The following is an 18848-nucleotide window of genomic DNA, read 5'->3' as shown; positions in this document are numbered from 1 at the left end:
AAACACACTTTATGATCAGAAAATGGACGTATTACCTTACCATTTTACTTGTTATCGGATTTATTAGTTCCGCATTCAAACCACTCGATGTCGAAGAACACGATTGGTTTCACATTAGTGAAGATGAGGAGTTGTTGTATCAATATCCTTCTTTAAACCCCTCAGATTACACCCACAATGCCATTCCTTTTACCGGAAAATATTTTATCGGTTTCCGTGAAGCACTTGCTTTTAAGGAATCGCAAGGCAATTACCGTAAAGTGAACACCAAAGGATTTATGGGGAAGTACCAATTTGGCACACAAACCTTAGCTTCTGTAGGCGTTCATAATCCTTCTGCTTTTATGCGTAGTCCTGAAATGCAGGAAAAAGCTTTTATGGCTTTGTTGAAAAAACACAAATGGATATTACAGGACGAAATTAAGCGTTACCGTGGGAAAACCATTGATGGCGTGTATGTTACCGAGTCGGGTATTTTAGCAGCAGCTCATTTGGGTGGACCAGGATCGGTGCGCCGTTTCTTAGAGTCGCAAGGAAAACGCAAATGCCATGATGGCTATGGTACTTCGGTGAAGACCTACATGAAAAGGTTTGGGGGCTACGAAACCCACCAGATTAAAGCCGAGAAAAATCCGAAAGTAAACTAAAAAAATTAACCTCCTAAATGGGAGGTTTTTTTATGCGTTTTTATGAAGGATAAACAAGGTAGGGCGCTTGTCTAAATCTACTTTATTTCGTTTCCAGTCGGCAATGCGTAAGGTTTTGATGTATTCGGTGGGAAGCGTAATATCGGCCGCCACACAGAGTAAGGTGTTGGGATGCAAGGTTTGCATCAAATCGTCCATGAGTTTGTTGTTTCGATACGGCGTTTCGATAAATAACTGCGACTGATTGCGTTCAAGCGAAAGACGTTCCCAATATTTTAGGGTAGCTTTTTTTTCACTTTTATCAATCGGTAAATATCCGTTGAAGGCAAAACTTTGGCCATTCATCCCGCTAGCCATTAACGCCAATAAAATTGAAGAGGGTCCTACCAAAGGAATCACTTGAATGCCCAGTTCGTGGGCTAATTTCACAATAACTGCTCCCGGATCGGCAACGCCAGGACAGCCGGCTTCACTCATCAAGCCTACTGATATTCCTTCCAAGCAAGGTTGAATCATACTGCGGTGTTCCTGCAATTCGGTATGTTTGTTTAACGTGCGAAGGTGTAAAGAGGGTTGCGGTTTTTCGGGAGCAATTTTTTTGATAAATCGACGGGCAGTTTTCTCATTTTCAACCACATAATGATCCAAGGATTCAATAGCCCGTTGCACCGTGAAGGGTAAAACTTCCATGGGGTCGTTATCACCCAGTGGAATAGGGATGAGGTAAAGCTTGCCTTTGGGATTTGATGCCATCAACTCGATTTTTCCAGTAAACGTTGTGCAATAATATCGGTGGCTTCGTCGAGCATTTCATACACCATATCGAATCCATTTTGCAAACCGTAGTAGGGGTCGGGAACATCAACATTGTCGCCGGGGAATAAGGCGTTAAGAATTAAATCGACTTTTTGTTTGTGGGATTCGTTTTTTGCCAAAGCAATTACATCGTCATAATTGGAATTGTCCATGACGTAGATATAATCAAAGGCGTCGAAATCACGAGGGGTAAATTGTCGGGCGCGTTGTTGCGCAATGGAAAGGCCGTTTTTCTCTGCTGTTGCAATAGAACGCGCATCCGGTTGACGGCCCACATGGTAATTTCCAGTACCGGCCGAGTCTACGAGAAATTTGTCTTGCGGTAATTTAGATGCTAAAAGACCCTCTGCCAATGGAGAACGACAGATGTTTCCTAAGCAAACCATCAAAATTTTTACGGGCATGATACTAGGCTAAAAAATTCGCACAAAAGTACGAAACCCAACTACAACGACAACTTTTTGTTGATATCTTCCACAAACTTTTTAAACTGTTTGTCGGTAGCTACAAGGTTGTCGACTGTTTTACACGCATGTAAAACCGTAGCGTGATCGCGATCTCCAATTTGAGCTCCAATATTAGCCAAAGAAGCCTTGGTGAATTTTTTGGCAAAAAACATGGCCAATTGACGCGCTTGTACCACATGACGTTTACGCGTTTTAGATTGTAAAGTGTCTATGTCTAGTTGGAAATAATCGGAAACCACTTTTTGGATGTAGTCGATAGAAATCTCGCGTTTTACATTTTTCACAAACTTTTCTACAATGCTCTTTGCCAAATCGAGGGTAACCTCTTTTTTGTTGAAAGACGATTGTGCAATTAGTGAAATGATGGCACCTTCCAATTCACGTACGTTGGATTTAATGTTTTGAGCAACATATTCCACGATCTCATTGGGCATTTCTACGCCGTCACGGTACAAAATGTTGCGTAAAATCGAAACGCGTGTTTCATAATCGGGTTGGTGAAGCTCTGCTGAGAGTCCCCATTTAAAGCGCGACAACAAACGTTGTTCAATGTCCTGCATGTCTACAGGCGCTTTGTCGGAGGTTAAAATCACTTGCTTGCCATTTTGGTGCAAGTAGTTGAAAATATGGAAGAACACATCTTGCGTTCCAGATTTCCCCGATAAAAATTGAACATCATCAATGATCAAAACATCAATCAATTGATAAAAATGAATAAAATCATTGCGGTTGTTCTTTTTTACCGAATCAATATATTGTTGGGTGAACACTTCAGCTGAAATGTACAACACCGTTTTTTCAGGATATTTATCTTTAATTTCTACCCCAATCGCATGCGCTAAGTGCGTTTTTCCCAATCCAACACCCCCAAAAATTAATAAGGGATTAAATGAGGTTCCCCCCGGTTTGTTGGCTACTGCCAAACCTGCCGAGCGCGCCAAACGATTGGAATCACCCTCCAAAAAGTTGTCAAAACTGTAATTCGGATTTAACTGCGACTCGATTTTAACGTTGCGAATGCCAGGAATTACAAACGGATTTTTGAGTTCAGGATTCAAGTTCTTGTAAGGAGCATCCACATTCTGTGATTTGATCGGACTGCGGTGAGCGCTTGGCAACTGTTCCGTAAACGGCTGTTTGTTGCCGTACGTGTTTTCCATCTTAATTTTATACAGTAACTTTGCATTTTTCCCAAGCTCGCGGGTAAGGGCAACTTTTAACAGTTTTACATAGTGTTCTTCAAGCCATTCGTAAAAGAATTTACTAGGCACTTGAATGTACAACGCATTATCAGTAAGTTCAACGGATTTGATTGGTTCAAACCAAGTTTTGTAAGCTTGCTCTTGAATATTGTCCTTGATAAAAGACAGACAATTTTCCCATACTGATTGCGCAGTTTTACTCATAAATCTGTTAAAATTAATACTTTAGTTAAAGGTTCTGTTGCTGAGGAAAAGTGGGAAAAAAATCCCTGATTTTGGGTTAACAAATATGTGAACAATTTTGGTTAAAAAAAAATTAAACCCTATTGATTTTTTGAAAATATTGTTGTAAAGAAAATTGAAATCATAGATTAACAGCATAAAAATATAGATGAAATTAAACGAAGTACAAATTCGCGTTCGCTACAGCGAAACCGATCAAATGGGAGTCGTATATCACGGGAGTTATGTCCCTTATTTTGAAATCGGACGCGTGGAATGGCTTAGAAATCAAGGGATTTCTTATAAGGCGCTGGAAGAGAGCGGTGTGGCGTTGCCCATTGTTTCCATGCATATCAATTACAAAAAACCCGCCCGCTACGACGATCTTCTCACGGTCACAACGCGATTACAACAATATAAAGGCGTTAAGATTGAATTTGATTGCGAAATCCGCAGTGAATCCGATGAGTTATTAACAACTGCGCATTTTATCCTTGTTTTTGTCGATGTAAAAACAGGGCGACCCATCGTTCCACCTGCCGAAGTTTTAGCCATTATTGACTCCGTTTCTTAATCCATCAATTCCCATGTAATTTCGTGCCAAGTCGCAAGTACTCCTTGTAGCTTTTCAGCATTTTTTTTGCGAGTAGCTACCAGCATCTCACAGCGCAAAGCATGCGATTGATGCATAATGGTGAGTTGGTGTTCTTTTACCAAACGCATTACTTTATTGAGCATAGGGTAGTCGAAGCCTATTTTAAACGCAACGTCAATCGTTCGTTCTTCAATGTGTGCCGATTCTAAGGTGAGTTGCGCAGTGGTTCGATACGCTGCTATGAGTCCCCCAACGCCCAATTTAATCCCGCCGTAGTACCGCACCACCACCACGACTACATTGGTGAGATCAAACGACAACAATTGTCCATAAATAGGCATACCAGCGGAGTTTGAAGGTTCTCCATCGTCGTTGGCCCGATACTGCTTTTTCTCGGCGCCCAATTGATAGGCATAACAAAAATGAACCGCACCCACATGCTCCTTTCGCAGCTGTTCCAAATGTGTTTTAACATCCGCCTCCAAAGCTACAGGAAAGGCATAGCCTAAAAACTTACTTTGTTTTTCTTTAAAAAGAACCGGTGCCGTCGGTGCAGCAATTGTACGATACGTATCCTTCAAGGCACAATAAGTTAAGACCACAAAAATAAAAAGTTTATTTCGAATTCGGGCGTTACCTTCGGCCCGGGCTTTCGGGAGTCGCTGCCCTCGTGCCTCGGGCGAGCTCCAACAATCCCTCAATCCCTAACGCGGCAATGAGACAATGAGGCAATGAGTCAATGTGGCGATGTGTCGATGTGTCGAAGTGTAAAAGTGTAAAAGTGTAAAAATAGAGATAGCGGAATGCGTGTAAATAGTTCAGAAGAAGCAGGATTTCAAATCCCAAAATCCCAAAATCCAGCAACCAACAACCAACAACCAACTTCTACAACGGAAACTCCTTATGCTGAAACAACTCAGTTACGTCTTCTTGGCCTACTTGTAAGTTCCAGACATACAATCCCAAGGCTTCAGCGGCGTCGGTGTTGACTTTTTTGTCGTCAATAAATAAGGTGCGTTTGGGCGACAGGTCGTATTTGTTTAGGATATGCGTAAATATTTCGGGTTCGGGTTTGCGCATTCGCATTTCGTAGGAGTAGAACACCTTTTCAAAACAATTATAAAAATCGGTGTAAAACGACATGCCCACTTTATGCTCAAACCGACTGATGTGAATTTCATCGGTATTGGTCAACAAAAACAGACGGTACTTTTTTGAAATCATCTGTAAAAATTCCAAACGCTCCAGAGGAAACTCCCCAATAATGGTATTCCAAGCCTCTCGAATTTCCAACAAAGTGGCTTTAGGGATATAGCGCTGAAAGGATTCCAAAAACTGCTGTTCGGTAATTTTCCCTTTTTCAAACAAATCATTTTGTGCTATTAAGTCGTCGTTAGGACCGTCTAATCCCAATTTTTTAAAAGCTTCAATCTGTGCTTCTTTCTCCAAATTGATGAAGATATCGCCAAAGTCAAAAATGATTGCGTTAATCATAGTGGTAATACCAAGTTAGGTTGTTGTTTTCAATTTTTTCACTCCGAACACAAAGGGCTTCAAGCCGTGGGGCATGAATTCCTTGTCCCCATTGTTCCGCACTTTCAAAAACCCGAGCTTCATCCCATAACCCCGCATCAATAAACAGTTGCAAGGTTTTTGCCCCACCTTCGATAATCACCGATTGTAGTCCTTTTTGGTGTAAAATTCGCGCAATTTGTTGCGGGAGTGAACTATCAAATATACAATTTTGATACACAACTCGTTCGTCAGATCCCTTTTTTTTAGCCTCCGTAATCACCAGGGTAGGTTGTGTGCCATCCAAAACGCGATAAGTGTGGTCGATTTTTCCCTCGCGATCCAAAACGATGCGAACGGGAGCATTTCCATACCAATCACGGGTGTTCAACTGCGGATTATCGTCCAATACCGTTTTGGTTCCTACCAAAATTGCCTGCTCTTCACTACGCCATTGATGCACTTTTTGACGGGCATAAGTATTGGAAATCCAAACGGGTTTTTGGGTCTCTTTTTTCAAAGGGGCGATAAACCCATCGGCCGTTTGAGCCCACTTAAGTATAATATAAGGACGCTGCTTGTTGTGAAACGTAAAAAAACGTCGATTCAGTTCTTGGCACTCGCGTTCCAGCACCCCCACCACCACAGTTCGTCCTGCTTCACGGAGTTTTTGAATGCCCTTTCCCGCCACCGCCGCAAAAGGATCAACGGTTCCTACCACGATATTCGGAATCCCTTTTTCCAAAATTAAATCACTACAAGGAGGCGTTTTTCCAAAGTGACTGCACGGTTCCAAACTCACATACAGGGTAGCCTCTTTCAGGAGTTCAGGATTCGTAACCGACCGCACAGCCCTAACTTCGGCATGGGGTTCCCCCGCTTTGCGATGCCAACCTTCGCCAATAATCCTGTAGTTGTGCACAATCACGCTGCCCACCATCGGATTAGGATAGGTTGTCCCGAAGCCATTTTCTGCCAATTGCAAGCACCGTTGCATGTATTTTTCATGTATCTTCACCCCACAAAAATACGATTACCCCGCCAATGAAATCCATTTCGATACGTAAAATTCAACCCGGTGATAATGCGGCCATTGCTCAAGTGATTCGAACCGTTTTTGAACAGGAAGGTTACCCACGCACCGGAACCGCCTACGCCGATCCACAGTTGGATTCCCTTTACGAAACCTACCAAGCCCCCAAGTCGCTGTACTTCGTTGTTGAAATGGAAGGTCGTATCCTGGGCGGTGGTGGCATAGCGCCCCTCGATAAAGGGGATACGGCAACCTGCGAATTGCAAAAAATGTATTTTCTGCCCGATGTGCGCGGTAAAGGCGTGGGCCAACAATTGATTCAACAATGTCTTACAGCGGCAGTGCAATTCGGCTACCACCACTGTTATTTGGAAACGCTGCCCCAAATGAAAGCCGCCCAACATGTGTACCACAAAATGGGATTTACCTATTTGGATGCTCCTATGGGAAGTACCGGTCATACCAGTTGCCCCGTATGGATGATAAAATCACTTTAATTATGGAACTACGACAACTGAAAGCGCATTTTGAACAGCAACTGAGTCCCTTGTATGATTCCGAGGAAGCGCGTCGTTTTTTTGAATTGCTACTCGACGCTTTTGAGCACAAAAAGCGTATCGATTTGGTGCTTACCCCCGATATAACGACCCCGCAACCCGAACGTTGGCACGCGGCACTCGAAGCCCTACAACGGTTTGTACCCATACAATATATTATCGGAAGTACCTATTTTTATGACTTACCCTTCGAAGTGACCCCCGCCACCTTAATTCCACGCCCGGAAACAGAAGAGTTAGTGGCTTGGATACTCCACGATTTTCCCAATACCAACGGGACCCTACTCGATATCGGGACTGGGAGTGGCTGTATTCCCATTGCGATTGCCAAAAATTGCCCCCAAGCTTCGGTCACAGCGATCGATGTTGCGGCTGATGCCTTAGCCGTGGCCCAACGCAATGCTCAACGCAATGGAGTGCAGGTAAAATTTATACAAGAAAATGCTTTGGATGCGCCCGCGATGGAGGTTCGTTTCACCCAACAATTTTTTGACTGTATCGTCTCCAATCCTCCCTATGTGCGAAAATTGGAGAAACACGAAATTCAACCCAATGTTTTGGAACACGAACCCCATTTGGCCTTGTTTGTCGATGATGAAGATGCGCTGTTATTTTACCGTCATATTGGACAGTTTGCGCTTAACCATTTGAAAAAAGGAGGGAAGTTGTACTTTGAAATCAATCAATACTTGGGCGCCGAAACCCAGCAATTGATGGAGCAACTCGGATTTTCAACGGTGATTTTGCGCAAAGATTTGTTTGGAAACGATCGGATGCTGCGGTGTGAACGCTAACTATTCGTAACGTAGTGCCTCCACCGGGTCCAGTTTGGACGCTTTCAAAGCGGGGTACAATCCCGAAACAATTGCGACAATAAAACTGGTGATAAAGGCGGCAATCATAGCCATCCATGGAATCGTAAAGGCAAACTCAAAGAAGGAAGCAAAAAGATACCCAATTCCTATCCCCAAAAGCATCCCGACTAATCCACCCAACTGCCCAATGACAAGGGTTTCCATAAAAAATTGCCACGCAATGGTACTTCGTTTGGCTCCCAACGATTTCCGAACGCCAATTTCACGCGTACGCTCTGTGACCGAAACAATCATAATATTCATTAAGGCGATTGACGACCCCAAAATGGTCACCAAACCAATCACAAACGCTGAAATATTCAGAGTTCCTGTGGTCTCTGCAATCCGTTGCACCAAATCATCACTGCGCGAAATACCAAAATTATTGTCCTCTACCGGATTCAAATGACGCACCCGACGCATCGTTAAACGCGCATGATCTATGGCTGCATCCAATATTTCTTGGCGCATCACCATCGTACTAAGGGTATAATTGATATTGGGCGCCGAAAACAACGATCGCGCAATCTGTATCGGGATCATTACCCGTTGGTCTTGATTGTTGCCAAACGTCGATCCTTTTTCTTTGAGTATTCCAATAACGCGGAACTTAGCCCCACGAATCGTTATGATTTTATCAATCGGATTGGTCACGTCTTTCAGCAACCCTTCTTTTATAAAATCATTACCCAACAAACAAACATACGCATTGTTGGAAATGTCAAAAACATTGAAATTCCGACCCTGAATCACTTCCGACCCCGTGTTGGGAACGTAAAACTCATCCACACCCAAGACCGAAATAGCAGGCTCGGTTTTTTCGTTTTCATATTTCACCTCCGCCTTGGCAGTCGCCGTAAAATAAATCGCGGTTTGGGTAGCAGGATAATCATATTTCTCTTTAAATGCTTTGGCATCGGGATAGGAGATGATCGGATTTATTTTCTCGATTTCACCGCCGCCCCGTCGTCGCGAGGTAAATTCGTATTGGTTGATGTTGAACGTATTCGATCCCATGGCGGCAAATTTCGAATTCAACGTATTGTCCAAAGCGGCCACCACCGTCAAAATGCCCACCAAAGCCATAATTCCCAAGGCAATGATCAAAATTGTCAGTACGGTGCGCAACAATTGCGAGCGAATAGCCCCCAATGCAATTTTTATATTTTCGCGAAAAACTCCATTCATGGTATTGCATAAGTAGACCCGACCGCTATTTTGTTACAACTTGGACGTAGATTTTTTGGGCGTTGGCCGGGCTTTTGGCAGTCGCTGCCCTCGTCACCTCGGGCGAGCTCCAACATTGCCGCAATCCCTAACGCATCGGTGCTCCGTTACAACGCCCCAAAAATGTTGAAACAGTCCTTGGTTTACGTTTGTGAAATGTCCGATATTTGCAACGGTTTCAATGAAAACACACCACCCTTATGGCACAAAAACCTGGACTTCCCACGGGAACACGCGATCTTTCATCCCATGAAGTGACCAAACGCAATTACATTATGAATGTCATGCGACGTCATTTTGAATGTTTTGGATACCAACCAATTGAAACACCTTCATTTGAAAATGCATCTACCCTCATGGGTAAATACGGTGATGAAGGCGATCGCTTGATTTTTAAAATCCTAAATAGTGGGAATTATTTCTACGATAAAAATCGAATTCAACTTCCCGACTCGTTAGAAGCATTGCTTACCCACTCGGCCGAGACCATTTCGCTCGAACAACGGGTAGAACTCAATCGGTTTACCGCCAAAATTTCGGATAAAGCCTTGCGTTACGACTTAACGGTGCCTTTTGCGCGCTATGTGGTTATGCACCAAAATGAGTTGGCATTACCCTTCAAACGCTACCAAATGCAACCGGTATGGCGTGCCGATAAACCGCAAAAAGGACGTTTTCGCGAGTTTTACCAATGCGATGCCGATGTAGTAGGATCGACCTCTTTGTGGCAAGAAGTAGAGTTGTTGCAACTGTATGATGCAGTGTTTCACGATTTGGGCTTGCATGGCGTAACCTTAAAACTCAACAACCGTAAAGTATTGTCGGGTATTGCCGAAGTAATCGGTGCTTCCGATAAATTAATTGATTTTACAGTAGCTTTAGATAAACTTGATAAAATAGGAGAGGCGGGAGTGAAAGACGAGATGTTGGCCAAAGGGATTCCTGCTGCTGCGCTCGAAAAAGTGCAACCGCTGTTCTCATTCTCGGGTTCGTTTTCACAGAAATTGACCCAATTGGAAACGCTATTACACACTTCAGAAATAGGGTTAAAAGGAGTAGAGGAGTTGCGATTTATTGGCGCACAAGTGGAAAAGTTAGGATTACAGCAAGCCACGTTGGAGTTGGACGTAACCTTGGCGCGCGGCTTGAACTACTATACGGGTGCTATTGTCGAGGTGGCCGCTCCCAAAGGAGTTCAAATGGGATCCATCGGCGGTGGTGGGCGTTATGATGATTTGACTGGAATTTTCGGATTGAAAAATGTAAGTGGCGTTGGAATTTCATTCGGGTTAGACCGCATTTATTTGGTTTTAGAGGAACTCAATCTTTTTCCTGAAACGTTGCGAACCGCTCCCCAATTTTTGTTTTTAAATCTTGGATACAACGAGGCCGAAGTGGCGATGCAGGCGATTACGGCTTTACGTCGACAAGGAATTAGCGCTGAGCTTTATCCCGATGCAGCGAATTGGGATAAGCAATTTAAATATGCCGAAAAGCGCGGAGTTCCTTTTGTCATCCGATCGATTGAACAGGAAGTATATTCGGTTAAAAATTTGGCCACTGGAGAAGTCTTAGCCTGTTCATGGGAGCAACTTATGGCATTATAATCTTTGTACGAGTAAATTAAAAATCACGTTGGTATCACGTGATTTTTTTATGGAATAAAAATGGAAAAGCCACACTGATCAGGTGTGGCTTTTCGCGTCGTCAAATCAAAAATTGTTTAAACCCTAATTAAAAACAATCTTTTTCGAGGTGGTTCCTTGGTCTGAGATCGCTTTGGCAATGTACGTTCCCGCGCTTATTCCGCGAACAGGAATTTGGATTTGGGTTTGATCTTGCCCCGTCACCTTGTACGTCATTACTTCTTGTCCCAGCATATTGTAAAGGACCACTGTATTTATCGTAGCGTCTGCTACATAATTTTTTATTGTTAACTGTGTATTGGATTGAGTGTACACCATTTGCACTCCATTTTGAAGGGCGTGATCATCGGTATTTAAAGCCGTCGTGTTTTTGAAGGCTAGTACAAAGCGATTATCGGTATTTCCTTGGGGCACCTCTACAACAAAAGGTTGGTCGGTGATGTCATGGAAAATCCCATCTTGTTGGTCTAAAATGTAATACCGTTGTGTTGAGGGTAGGTTTTCCACTTCATCCATAGTGAATTTGATTTCACCCGTTACATAAGCCTTTACGCCAATCGGATACATCGTATTGATGTCAAAATAATCGACGCCTTGAATCACCATTCGTTTGTTATTGGCTACAAAGTATACATCGTTGTTTTGGTTGTCAATGGTTTCGGCATCATATCCATAATCGTAGTCATGAGAAGCCAAATCTTCCATAAATCCTAATAAGATGTTGCGGTGGTAATTGTCTTTGGACGTCATTCCCAAACGCAAGCGTGCATATTGATCGGTGACTACGGGGTCTTCTTCATTATTTCCAACATAGTTTTGTGTAGTATTTCCAAGACGGAATAGCGTATTGGAGCCTGCATTATCCTCTCTTACGAAGGTACGGTGACTATTTTGGAAAGTAATATTTCCACCGGTTGTTGACCCAACCACGAAGAAACCTTGTCCCACAGGAATGTATCGTCCTGGAATTTTGGTACTCGTTCCTACACCATTAATTCCGGCTGGGGCAGTTGGACCCACACCTCCCGTCAAATTACGTGCGGAATATCCTCCTTGATACCCCGTTAAATTATGGGTATTGTTGCTGCTAGCATGTTCCCAGAAGTAAAGTGTTCCTGTCGTACTGCCGCTGTTGAGACTGATGAATAAGTTGGCATCTATAGCCGAAGGATACGGATTTCCGGTTAGATTTAAATTATTCGCAGCGATAGGAATGGTAATCGTTCCATTATTGGGTTTACCCACAAAGGTTAGGTTTTGATTGGCCGTTGCGGCACCACTTCCTTTTAACGTGAATCCTTCTCCAGTATTCAACGATCCGTTGGCACCTACCGATTGCCAGTTGGCATAACTATTGGTTAAATTTTGAAATTTGAAAATCCAGTAGTTGCTTAGTGTAATTGGTGCCGTTGGCGAACCATTCAAGCCGTTGGTCCACGTAATATTTTGTGGCGTAGCGGTGGTTCCGTCTTTTAAAACACTGTTTACCGTAAACGTTCCATTGTTGATGGTAGTATTGATAGCACTCACGGGAGAGCTCCAATAGTTGTAATTAAATCGATTGCTTGTCCCTTGTTGATCGCGTTCGATAGCTCCAGCACTGGTTACATCAAGTTCACTAGCATTGGTTTGAATGAGTTGCGAGCGCCCTTGTAAATCCAAAACACCATCAATTTTTAAATACCAGCCATTTTGCATACGTGTATCGTTGTTCATCGTTACTCGTACTCCAGGATTGATAACCATTCCAAGGTCGGTGCTGTTGGTAGTTTCAGTAATATTATGACGTACATCGATGATATTCCAATCAAAATTGAGTACATCATTACCATGAATATCGCGAGAGGGGTCGTCAACAGCAGTTGCCAAGCTTCCTGCTCGTACGGTGACGAAGGGCATTGGAGCTTCTTGAGGGGCAATAGCTTTTACATTGAACAATCGCAAGCCTGATCCAGTATCGATGGTTGGTGTGGTGAAATTGTCGGCAATGTCTCCACGGTAGGCATCCATTCGATAGTAACGCAACAAAGTAGCATAGTTGAGTGAACCCACATTTAGAGGGACAAAAGTACCGCGGACTTGTGCGCTATTGTTGAAAATTTCTTGGTTGATGATGCGTTGAAATTGGGCGGGCGAAAGGTTGGTATTAAACACCCGAACTTCATCCATTTTTCCGAAAAAGAACATATTGTTTCCGCCAGGATTTCGGCCCAAGGTTAAATTGCTGGCGTCGGCATTGATTGCACCCGAAACACTGAAGGTTTGAGGGTCGCCATTCACAAAAATAGTCAATGTTCCTGCCCCCAATGTAATCCCTACATGGTACCAACGACTCCTTTCTAATGCAGTAATGTTGGTGTAGGCATAGGCATTGCCATTGATGATTACTTGTAATTGTCGGGTACCACTCACTCGAATGTAACAGTTGTTTTGACCCACAACTACCCCTGTTCCTGTGAACGCAGGATTTAAAGATATCCATGCCATTAAGGTTAGGGTAGATAGCCCCCCTAAAATGGGCGTGTCTTGTGCAAAATCATTTCTACCATCAAAAGAAAGGTAAAGCTTTTGATCTAAATTTCGGGGTGAACCCCAAAGACTGGTATTACTGTCAAAGCTATCCAATAAGCCATCAGTATCTGCATCAGCCGATCCATCTATTCGTCCATCATTGTTAGCGTCTAACGTAGCATAAAGTCCGCTTCTAATATCAAAGGTTCCGTCTGCATTGGCATCCAATTGTAAATAGTCGCCAACACCGTTAGTATCTGTGTCTTGGGCATAGGCTTTGGCAGTGACGCCAAATCCAGTAAGATTATCATGAATGTTCATGATTCCATCCCCGTCAGTATCAGCATAATCTCCAGTTCCGTTTCCGTCAATGTCTCCATCTCCAAAAAGAATGCCTGCTTCATCGGTGTCAAATAATGAATCGTTATCACTATCAAGGTCAATGTAATTTGGAACAGCATCTCCATCGGTATTAAGTATGACATACGTTCCGCCTGAAATCATCGCTTCAATGTAATCATTGTATCCGTTGTTATTGGTATCAGCCCATAATGCTGAATTGGTTTTGTCAAATGTACCGGTTTGGTTACTTAAATTACGGAATCCATTTTCTTCAATATCGGGAATTCCATCATTATCAGAATCAAGGTCATTCACATCGGCAACCCCATCTCCGTCGCTATCAATACAACTTTGGTTGATGGTGATTTGAATGTCATCAATAAAGTTTCCTACGGATTGATCTCCAGAAGCGGTAGGTCCGGCTTGAAATGTAAGTACAATTTGACGCATACCCGTTGGAATAGTATATGTACCCGAGTATGATGCCCAAGACGTATTACCTGAAACCATTGTGACAATTGGAGTTGAGGCTAACGCATTGGCCAATGAAGAGCCAAATTTCACGAAAGCGGTATCAGTTCCGCTACGACCACGGTGACGAATTGACCAGTTAATGGTTCCTCCTGCACCATTCAAACAAAAAGTTTGGTATAGTACACCTGGGACATTCGCATTTAATTCGGCAAATTGATTTCCAGCTGCAGCGGTAACTCCATTGAATCCACTATTCCATATTTCAATAACATTTTCTGCACTGGTTTGCCATCCTGTTACACTTGCTGTGGGTAGAAATGCCATCGTTCCTGTAGGAATTGATGGTGATTCAAAACTCCCATTTTGGAAAGGGTCGAAGGTACAGGTTCTGCACTCATCATTGTCACGGATGCCATCATTATCGTTATCCAAATCAACATTTGCATCAACCAAATCACCATCAACATCGTCTATACCTGTGCCGCTGATAGCAAAGGTGTATGGGTTTTCATTTTGGTCGTTGTTTGGGATATTTATGGTGGCGTTTCGTGTTCCTAAGCCACTTGGATTAAACACAATCGTAAACGTCGATGTACCATTGGTAGCAATTGTTGACGGTGGCGGTGTTCCGATAGAAAAATCGGAAGCATTAGCCCCTGTAAATGTGATTCCACCAATGTTTAATACCCCTGTAGAAGCCAAGTTTCGGATTTGGAAAGTACGCGTAATGCTGCCATAAGTCACATCAGTTGTTCCCAAAATTGTAAAGTCAGTTGTGGAAGGTGTTGTGTCACCACTTGAAATCAAGAAACCGTTTCCACGAATTTCAATTTCAGGGTAAACAATCGTCGCGGTGACTTGTGTTCGGGTACTCGAAATGCAAGAGCCGTTGACTGCTTCAGCAAAATAATTAGTTGTTGTACTGATGGAGGGTGTATTAAATGTATTTCCTGTACCAAGAATAGAACCACCACTGGAAGTAGCATACCAATTCACGATACCTGAACTTGCAGTTGCCCCCAAAACAACACTTCCAGCGCCAGATAAAGTTCCTGGTGAAGTACTCGTAATTGTGGGACGTATATCAATAAAGTTAGTTAAGGGACTTGATGTATTATAAACGCGACAGTTGCCCGATAGGTTGTATGATAAAATGCGATAATGAATGAAGTTACATAATGAACTCACATTATCGGAAAAGGTGGTGTTGTTTTGTCCGTTATTAAAAGCCACAATTTCCCATAAACCAAGTGTTTGTCCCACGGTTAGATTTCTATAATTTGTTGGATTTGTAGTAGCAGGAGGAGTGTTTATAGTATTTGTAGCACGAAGAATGATATAGCCGCCAACCGATGAAGAAGCTTGATTAAATGTACCGTTAACAGATGTTCCATTGAAGGTCAAGTTCAAACTAGTAGGTTGTGATGAGGGTGTTGAAATAGCAGTAGAAGCAGGTGAAGAAATAGTACCCGAACCACTTAAAGTAGCCCCTATTATTAAAGCATTCCCTGTTCCACCAATAGATCCGTTATTGGTAAAAGTCCCCGAGGTTGTTAAATAATTACAAGACGTTGAACTACCTCCTGTAATGGAAGCGCCACTATTATTCGTAATTGACGATGCTGAAATGAAACCGTGTACAGTTAAATTCCCATTATTATTTAAAGCACCTGAAATAGTAGTTGTTCCCCCCAATTGAACAGAACCACCACCATTAATGGTCAGGCTATTGAGTTGCATTGTGCCAAAGTTATTGAATGTAGTCCCCGAATTAATTGATACGGAATTGGTCAAGTTGATACTTCCCGTTGGACCGTTAGTAAAAGAGGTGCCAGAATTAAAATTGAGATTTCCCGTATTCGAAAAGGTTCCATTGTTTATAATAGTCCAATTGCCATTATAGTTAGGGGGTGATGAGGGATTGTAGTTTACACCAGATCCAATGCATAATGTATTGCCGCTAAAGCTGTTAAGTGTACCGGTAAAGTTACCCGTGCCAACAATACAAACAGTTTGTCCCGGCGTTAAGTTGAACGAACTGCTAGTAGGAACTGTAATAGTTAAGTTGCATCCTGTACATTGTGCATTTAATACTTGCGTAAAGAGTGTTATCAATACTATGAATTGTAGCTTTAGGGTTATAGCTTTCATAACATTTAGTTTTTGTTTTTTTGTTTTCATTTGATTTGACACCACAAATATAGAAACGGACTTTAAAAATAATCGACAAAAAGCATAAATAATCGATGAAATGCATTTATTGCAAATATATAGAAAATAATTCTTACAAAACAAGTCCTTGTTGTTAATTAACTTTTTGTGTAAAAAGGTGAATAAGAATGTGAAGATTACCTGAATAAGAGGCAAAAAAAAACAGCCCGATGAAAATCAGACTGTTTTTTACTAAGTAGCGAGGACGGGAGTTGAACCCGTGACCTCAGGGTTATGAATTTCAAATTTTATCGAAAATAAGCCCTTTATATTATTGATAAGTAAAAAATCGTGTACCGTTTCGTGTACTCAAATTGAAACGCAATATAATCATTTTTTTAAATGATTCTAGTTCTATTTCCTTTTCTTCAATATGGTCAAAAGTTTCAATAATTGAAATTATATTACCTGCTCATCTTTATTATAAATATTGTGAGTTGCATTTAAGTTTAATGAGAACAAGGATAAACAAAAGAATATAAAAATGGTTTACATGAATAGGAAGTGGAATTAAATTGAATTTGATATTTTATTAAAATTCAACATTCATTCAAAATTGATTAGTTTCTTTGTATTATGAAAATTTTAATAATAGAAGACGAAATTGAAATTGCTACAAGTATCAAAAATTATTTGAGTAGTAACGATTTTGTTTGTGAATTGGCAAGTACACTAAAACTAGCAATAGAAAAAATAGATTTATACTCCTATGATTGCATTCTTTTAGATTTAATGTTGACAGATGGTGATGGATTTAAAATATTAGAAATACTTAAAAGTCAAAATAAAACCGATGGCGTAATTATAATATCCGCCAAAGACACTCTAGAAACTAAGATTGAAGGGCTAACACTTGGTGCCGATGATTACCTCACAAAACCATTTCATTTATCAGAATTATTAGTTCGCATTCAAGCATTAGTTAGACGAAAACAATTCAATGGAAACAATGTAATTACTTTTAATGAAATAGAAATAGACACGATAAGCAAGTCGGTAAAAATCAAAGGAAATAAAATCGAGTTTACCAAGAAAGAAATGGATTTATTGTTGTTTTTGATTGGTAATAAGAATAAAGTATTGTCCAAAAGTGCTATTGCCGAGCATTTATCGGGTGATATGGCAGATATGTTAGACAATCATGATTTTGTATATGCACATATAAAAAACATGAAAAAAAAGCTCAAAGAAATGGGCGCAGCAGATTATTTAAAATCAGTTTATGGCACTGGATATAAATGGGAAGATGAATAAAAAATTACTTCAAAAAACACTTAGATATTATATTATATTCTCACTTGTAGTAATGCTACTAGGTGTTCCGTTATTCTTCTTTATTAATCAGTGGCTCTATTTACATGAGGCTGACGAAGCTTTACAAGTAAAAAAAGAAGAGTTTGTGAAATTTTTTGTTCCTCAAATAAAAGAGAATGAAATTGCAATATTTAATAAACTAAACAGTGATTTACATATAGAAAAGAATAATGAAGGTATTGTGAAAGACACTATTTTCGAAAGAAATTTCTATAATCACATGGACAAGGAAAATGAACCTTTCCGGATATTGAGATCACCTGTTACTATCAACAATAAGTCATATATCTTTTCAGTTAGAGCCAATCTTGTTGATGATTATGAATTAGCTCTTATTACTTTAGCTGTTTTTACAGTAATTATTCTTATACTACTAATAGGACTATTTATCATAACGCGAAGATTATCAATTACATTATGGAAGCCGTTTTACGAAACTTTAAAACAAATTGAACAATTTGAAATTGATAAAACTTCTAATCCAAAATTAATAGCAAACGACATTGAAGAGTTCAACCGATTAAATAATACCATCAACAATTTAATCCAAAAGAATAGTAGTATCTATCAAAGTCAAAAAGAATTTATAGAAAATGCAGCACACGAATTGCAAACACCCATAGCTATTTTTAAAGGAAAATTAGAAAATATTTTACAACGAAAAGACTTAAACTCTGAGCAGTTCAAATTAATTGATGACCTAAACAATACTACTACAAGATTGGTCAAGCTTAATAAAAATTTATTAGTATTATCAAAAATTGATAGCAATTCATACTATGAGATTGAAAAAATAAATCTTCACGAAATCATCAATAATCAACTAACCTTTTTTAGTGAACAGTCACTTTCAAAAAAAATAAGTATTACTACCGAAATAGAGGAAAATGTTGTAGTCAGTTCAAATCATTTTCTTGCAGAAATGCTAATCAGTAACTTATTTTTAAATACTATAAATCACAATGTTCTCGATGGTCAGATTACTATAAAACTGACTAATGATAAGTTGTTATTCTCAAATACTGGTTCACTTTTACCTTTACAAACTGAAAAAATGTTTGAGCGTTTTTCTAAGTCCAATCCATCCTCTCAAGGTAATGGTTTAGGATTATCAATCATTAAAAAAATTGTTGACACGAACCACTGGACTATAAATTATAATTTCACAAACAGAATGCACACTTTTGAAATAGTTTTCTAAAATTCAATATTTCTTCA

Annotated in this window: 15 protein-coding genes; 7 read left to right on the top strand and 8 right to left on the bottom strand. The window is 40.8% G+C overall.

Annotated features, from left to right (window positions below; all coding sequences use genetic code 11):
* Window positions 1-11 precede the first annotated feature (11 nt).
* Complete coding sequence (locus BUC17_RS08450) at window positions 12-647, top strand: transglycosylase family protein (protein WP_073363337.1); 636 nt, start codon at window positions 12-14, stop codon at window positions 645-647.
* 30 nt (window positions 648-677) lie between these two features.
* On the opposite strand, the gene BUC17_RS08445 is transcribed toward BUC17_RS08450, so the two are convergent.
* From BUC17_RS08445 to dnaA, 3 genes are read right to left on the bottom strand one after another with little or no spacing between them, the layout of a single operon-like run.
* Window positions 678-1400 carry an SAM-dependent methyltransferase gene (locus BUC17_RS08445; RefSeq protein WP_073363335.1) on the bottom strand — a complete coding sequence of 241 codons (723 nt, stop codon included), beginning with the start codon at window positions 1398-1400 and terminating at the stop codon, window positions 678-680.
* A complete protein-coding gene (locus BUC17_RS08440; protein ID WP_073363334.1) occupies window positions 1400-1867 on the bottom strand; it encodes a low molecular weight protein-tyrosine-phosphatase in 468 nt (155 codons plus the stop codon). Before BUC17_RS08440 ends, BUC17_RS08445 begins: the two co-directional genes overlap by 1 nt.
* Window positions 1868-1908: 41 nt before the next feature.
* Window positions 1909-3336 carry a chromosomal replication initiator protein DnaA gene (gene dnaA, locus BUC17_RS08435; RefSeq protein WP_073363332.1) on the bottom strand — a complete coding sequence of 476 codons (1428 nt, stop codon included), beginning with the start codon at window positions 3334-3336 and terminating at the stop codon, window positions 1909-1911.
* Between the two features lie 187 nt (window positions 3337-3523).
* On the opposite strand from dnaA, the gene BUC17_RS08430 reads away from it, so the two are divergent.
* Window positions 3524-3928 carry an acyl-CoA thioesterase gene (locus tag BUC17_RS08430; protein ID WP_073363330.1) on the top strand — a complete coding sequence of 135 codons (405 nt, stop codon included), beginning with the start codon at window positions 3524-3526 and terminating at the stop codon, window positions 3926-3928.
* On the opposite strand, the gene BUC17_RS08425 is transcribed toward BUC17_RS08430, so the two are convergent.
* The 3 genes from BUC17_RS08425 to ribD all read right to left on the bottom strand — a co-directional run bounded on the left by BUC17_RS08425 (window position 3925) and on the right by ribD (window position 6458).
* Window positions 3925-4530, bottom strand: coding sequence for an IMPACT family protein (locus BUC17_RS08425; RefSeq protein WP_073363375.1), 606 nt, complete (start codon window positions 4528-4530; stop codon window positions 3925-3927). The genes BUC17_RS08430 and BUC17_RS08425 overlap by 4 nt on opposite strands.
* 304 nt (window positions 4531-4834) lie before the next feature.
* Window positions 4835-5443: an HAD family hydrolase gene (locus tag BUC17_RS08420; RefSeq protein WP_073363329.1), complete on the bottom strand. Its 609-nt coding sequence runs from the start codon at window positions 5441-5443 to the stop codon at window positions 4835-4837.
* Entirely contained in the window at window positions 5436-6458 is a 1023-nt protein-coding gene (ribD, locus tag BUC17_RS08415; protein ID WP_073363327.1) for a bifunctional diaminohydroxyphosphoribosylaminopyrimidine deaminase/5-amino-6-(5-phosphoribosylamino)uracil reductase RibD, read from the bottom strand. Before ribD ends, BUC17_RS08420 begins: the two co-directional genes overlap by 8 nt.
* 47 nt (window positions 6459-6505) lie before the next feature.
* Between ribD and BUC17_RS08410 the strand changes: the two genes are divergently transcribed.
* Together BUC17_RS08410 and prmC are read left to right on the top strand one after the other, a co-directional pair.
* Window positions 6506-6991, top strand: coding sequence for a GNAT family N-acetyltransferase (locus BUC17_RS08410; protein WP_073363325.1), 486 nt, complete (start codon window positions 6506-6508; stop codon window positions 6989-6991).
* 2 nt (window positions 6992-6993) lie between these two features.
* Complete coding sequence (gene prmC, locus BUC17_RS08405) at window positions 6994-7845, top strand: peptide chain release factor N(5)-glutamine methyltransferase (RefSeq protein WP_073363374.1); 852 nt, start codon at window positions 6994-6996, stop codon at window positions 7843-7845.
* Here the strand turns inward: prmC and BUC17_RS08400 are convergent, their stop codons facing one another.
* Entirely contained in the window at window positions 7846-9093 is a 1248-nt protein-coding gene (locus tag BUC17_RS08400) for an ABC transporter permease (RefSeq protein ID WP_073363323.1), read from the bottom strand.
* 239 nt (window positions 9094-9332) lie between these two features.
* Between BUC17_RS08400 and hisS the strand changes: the two genes are divergently transcribed.
* Window positions 9333-10739 carry a histidine--tRNA ligase gene (hisS, locus tag BUC17_RS08395; protein ID WP_073363322.1) on the top strand — a complete coding sequence of 469 codons (1407 nt, stop codon included), beginning with the start codon at window positions 9333-9335 and terminating at the stop codon, window positions 10737-10739.
* A 123-nt stretch (window positions 10740-10862) separates the two neighbouring features.
* Here hisS and BUC17_RS08390 read toward each other — a convergent pair whose 3' ends face one another.
* Complete coding sequence (locus BUC17_RS08390; RefSeq protein ID WP_159433940.1) at window positions 10863-16256, bottom strand: LamG-like jellyroll fold domain-containing protein; 5394 nt, start codon at window positions 16254-16256, stop codon at window positions 10863-10865.
* A gap of 636 nt (window positions 16257-16892) precedes the next feature.
* Here BUC17_RS08390 and BUC17_RS08385 point away from each other — a divergent pair.
* Window positions 16893-17570: a response regulator transcription factor gene (locus tag BUC17_RS08385; protein ID WP_073363319.1), complete on the top strand. Its 678-nt coding sequence runs from the start codon at window positions 16893-16895 to the stop codon at window positions 17568-17570.
* Window positions 17539-18831, top strand: a complete 1293-nt coding sequence (locus tag BUC17_RS08380; RefSeq protein WP_083544824.1) for a sensor histidine kinase — start codon at window positions 17539-17541, stop codon at window positions 18829-18831. The genes BUC17_RS08385 and BUC17_RS08380 overlap by 32 nt, the downstream gene beginning before the upstream one ends.
* Window positions 18832-18848: the final 17 nt, after the last annotated feature.

The sequence above is a fragment of the Flavobacterium fontis genome, assembly GCF_900129405.1.
Classification (GTDB): Bacteria; Bacteroidota; Bacteroidia; order Flavobacteriales; family Flavobacteriaceae; genus Flavobacterium; species Flavobacterium fontis.
The sequence above is the reverse complement of the archived record's forward strand: the minus strand, read 5'-3'. Positions and strand labels throughout refer to the sequence as shown.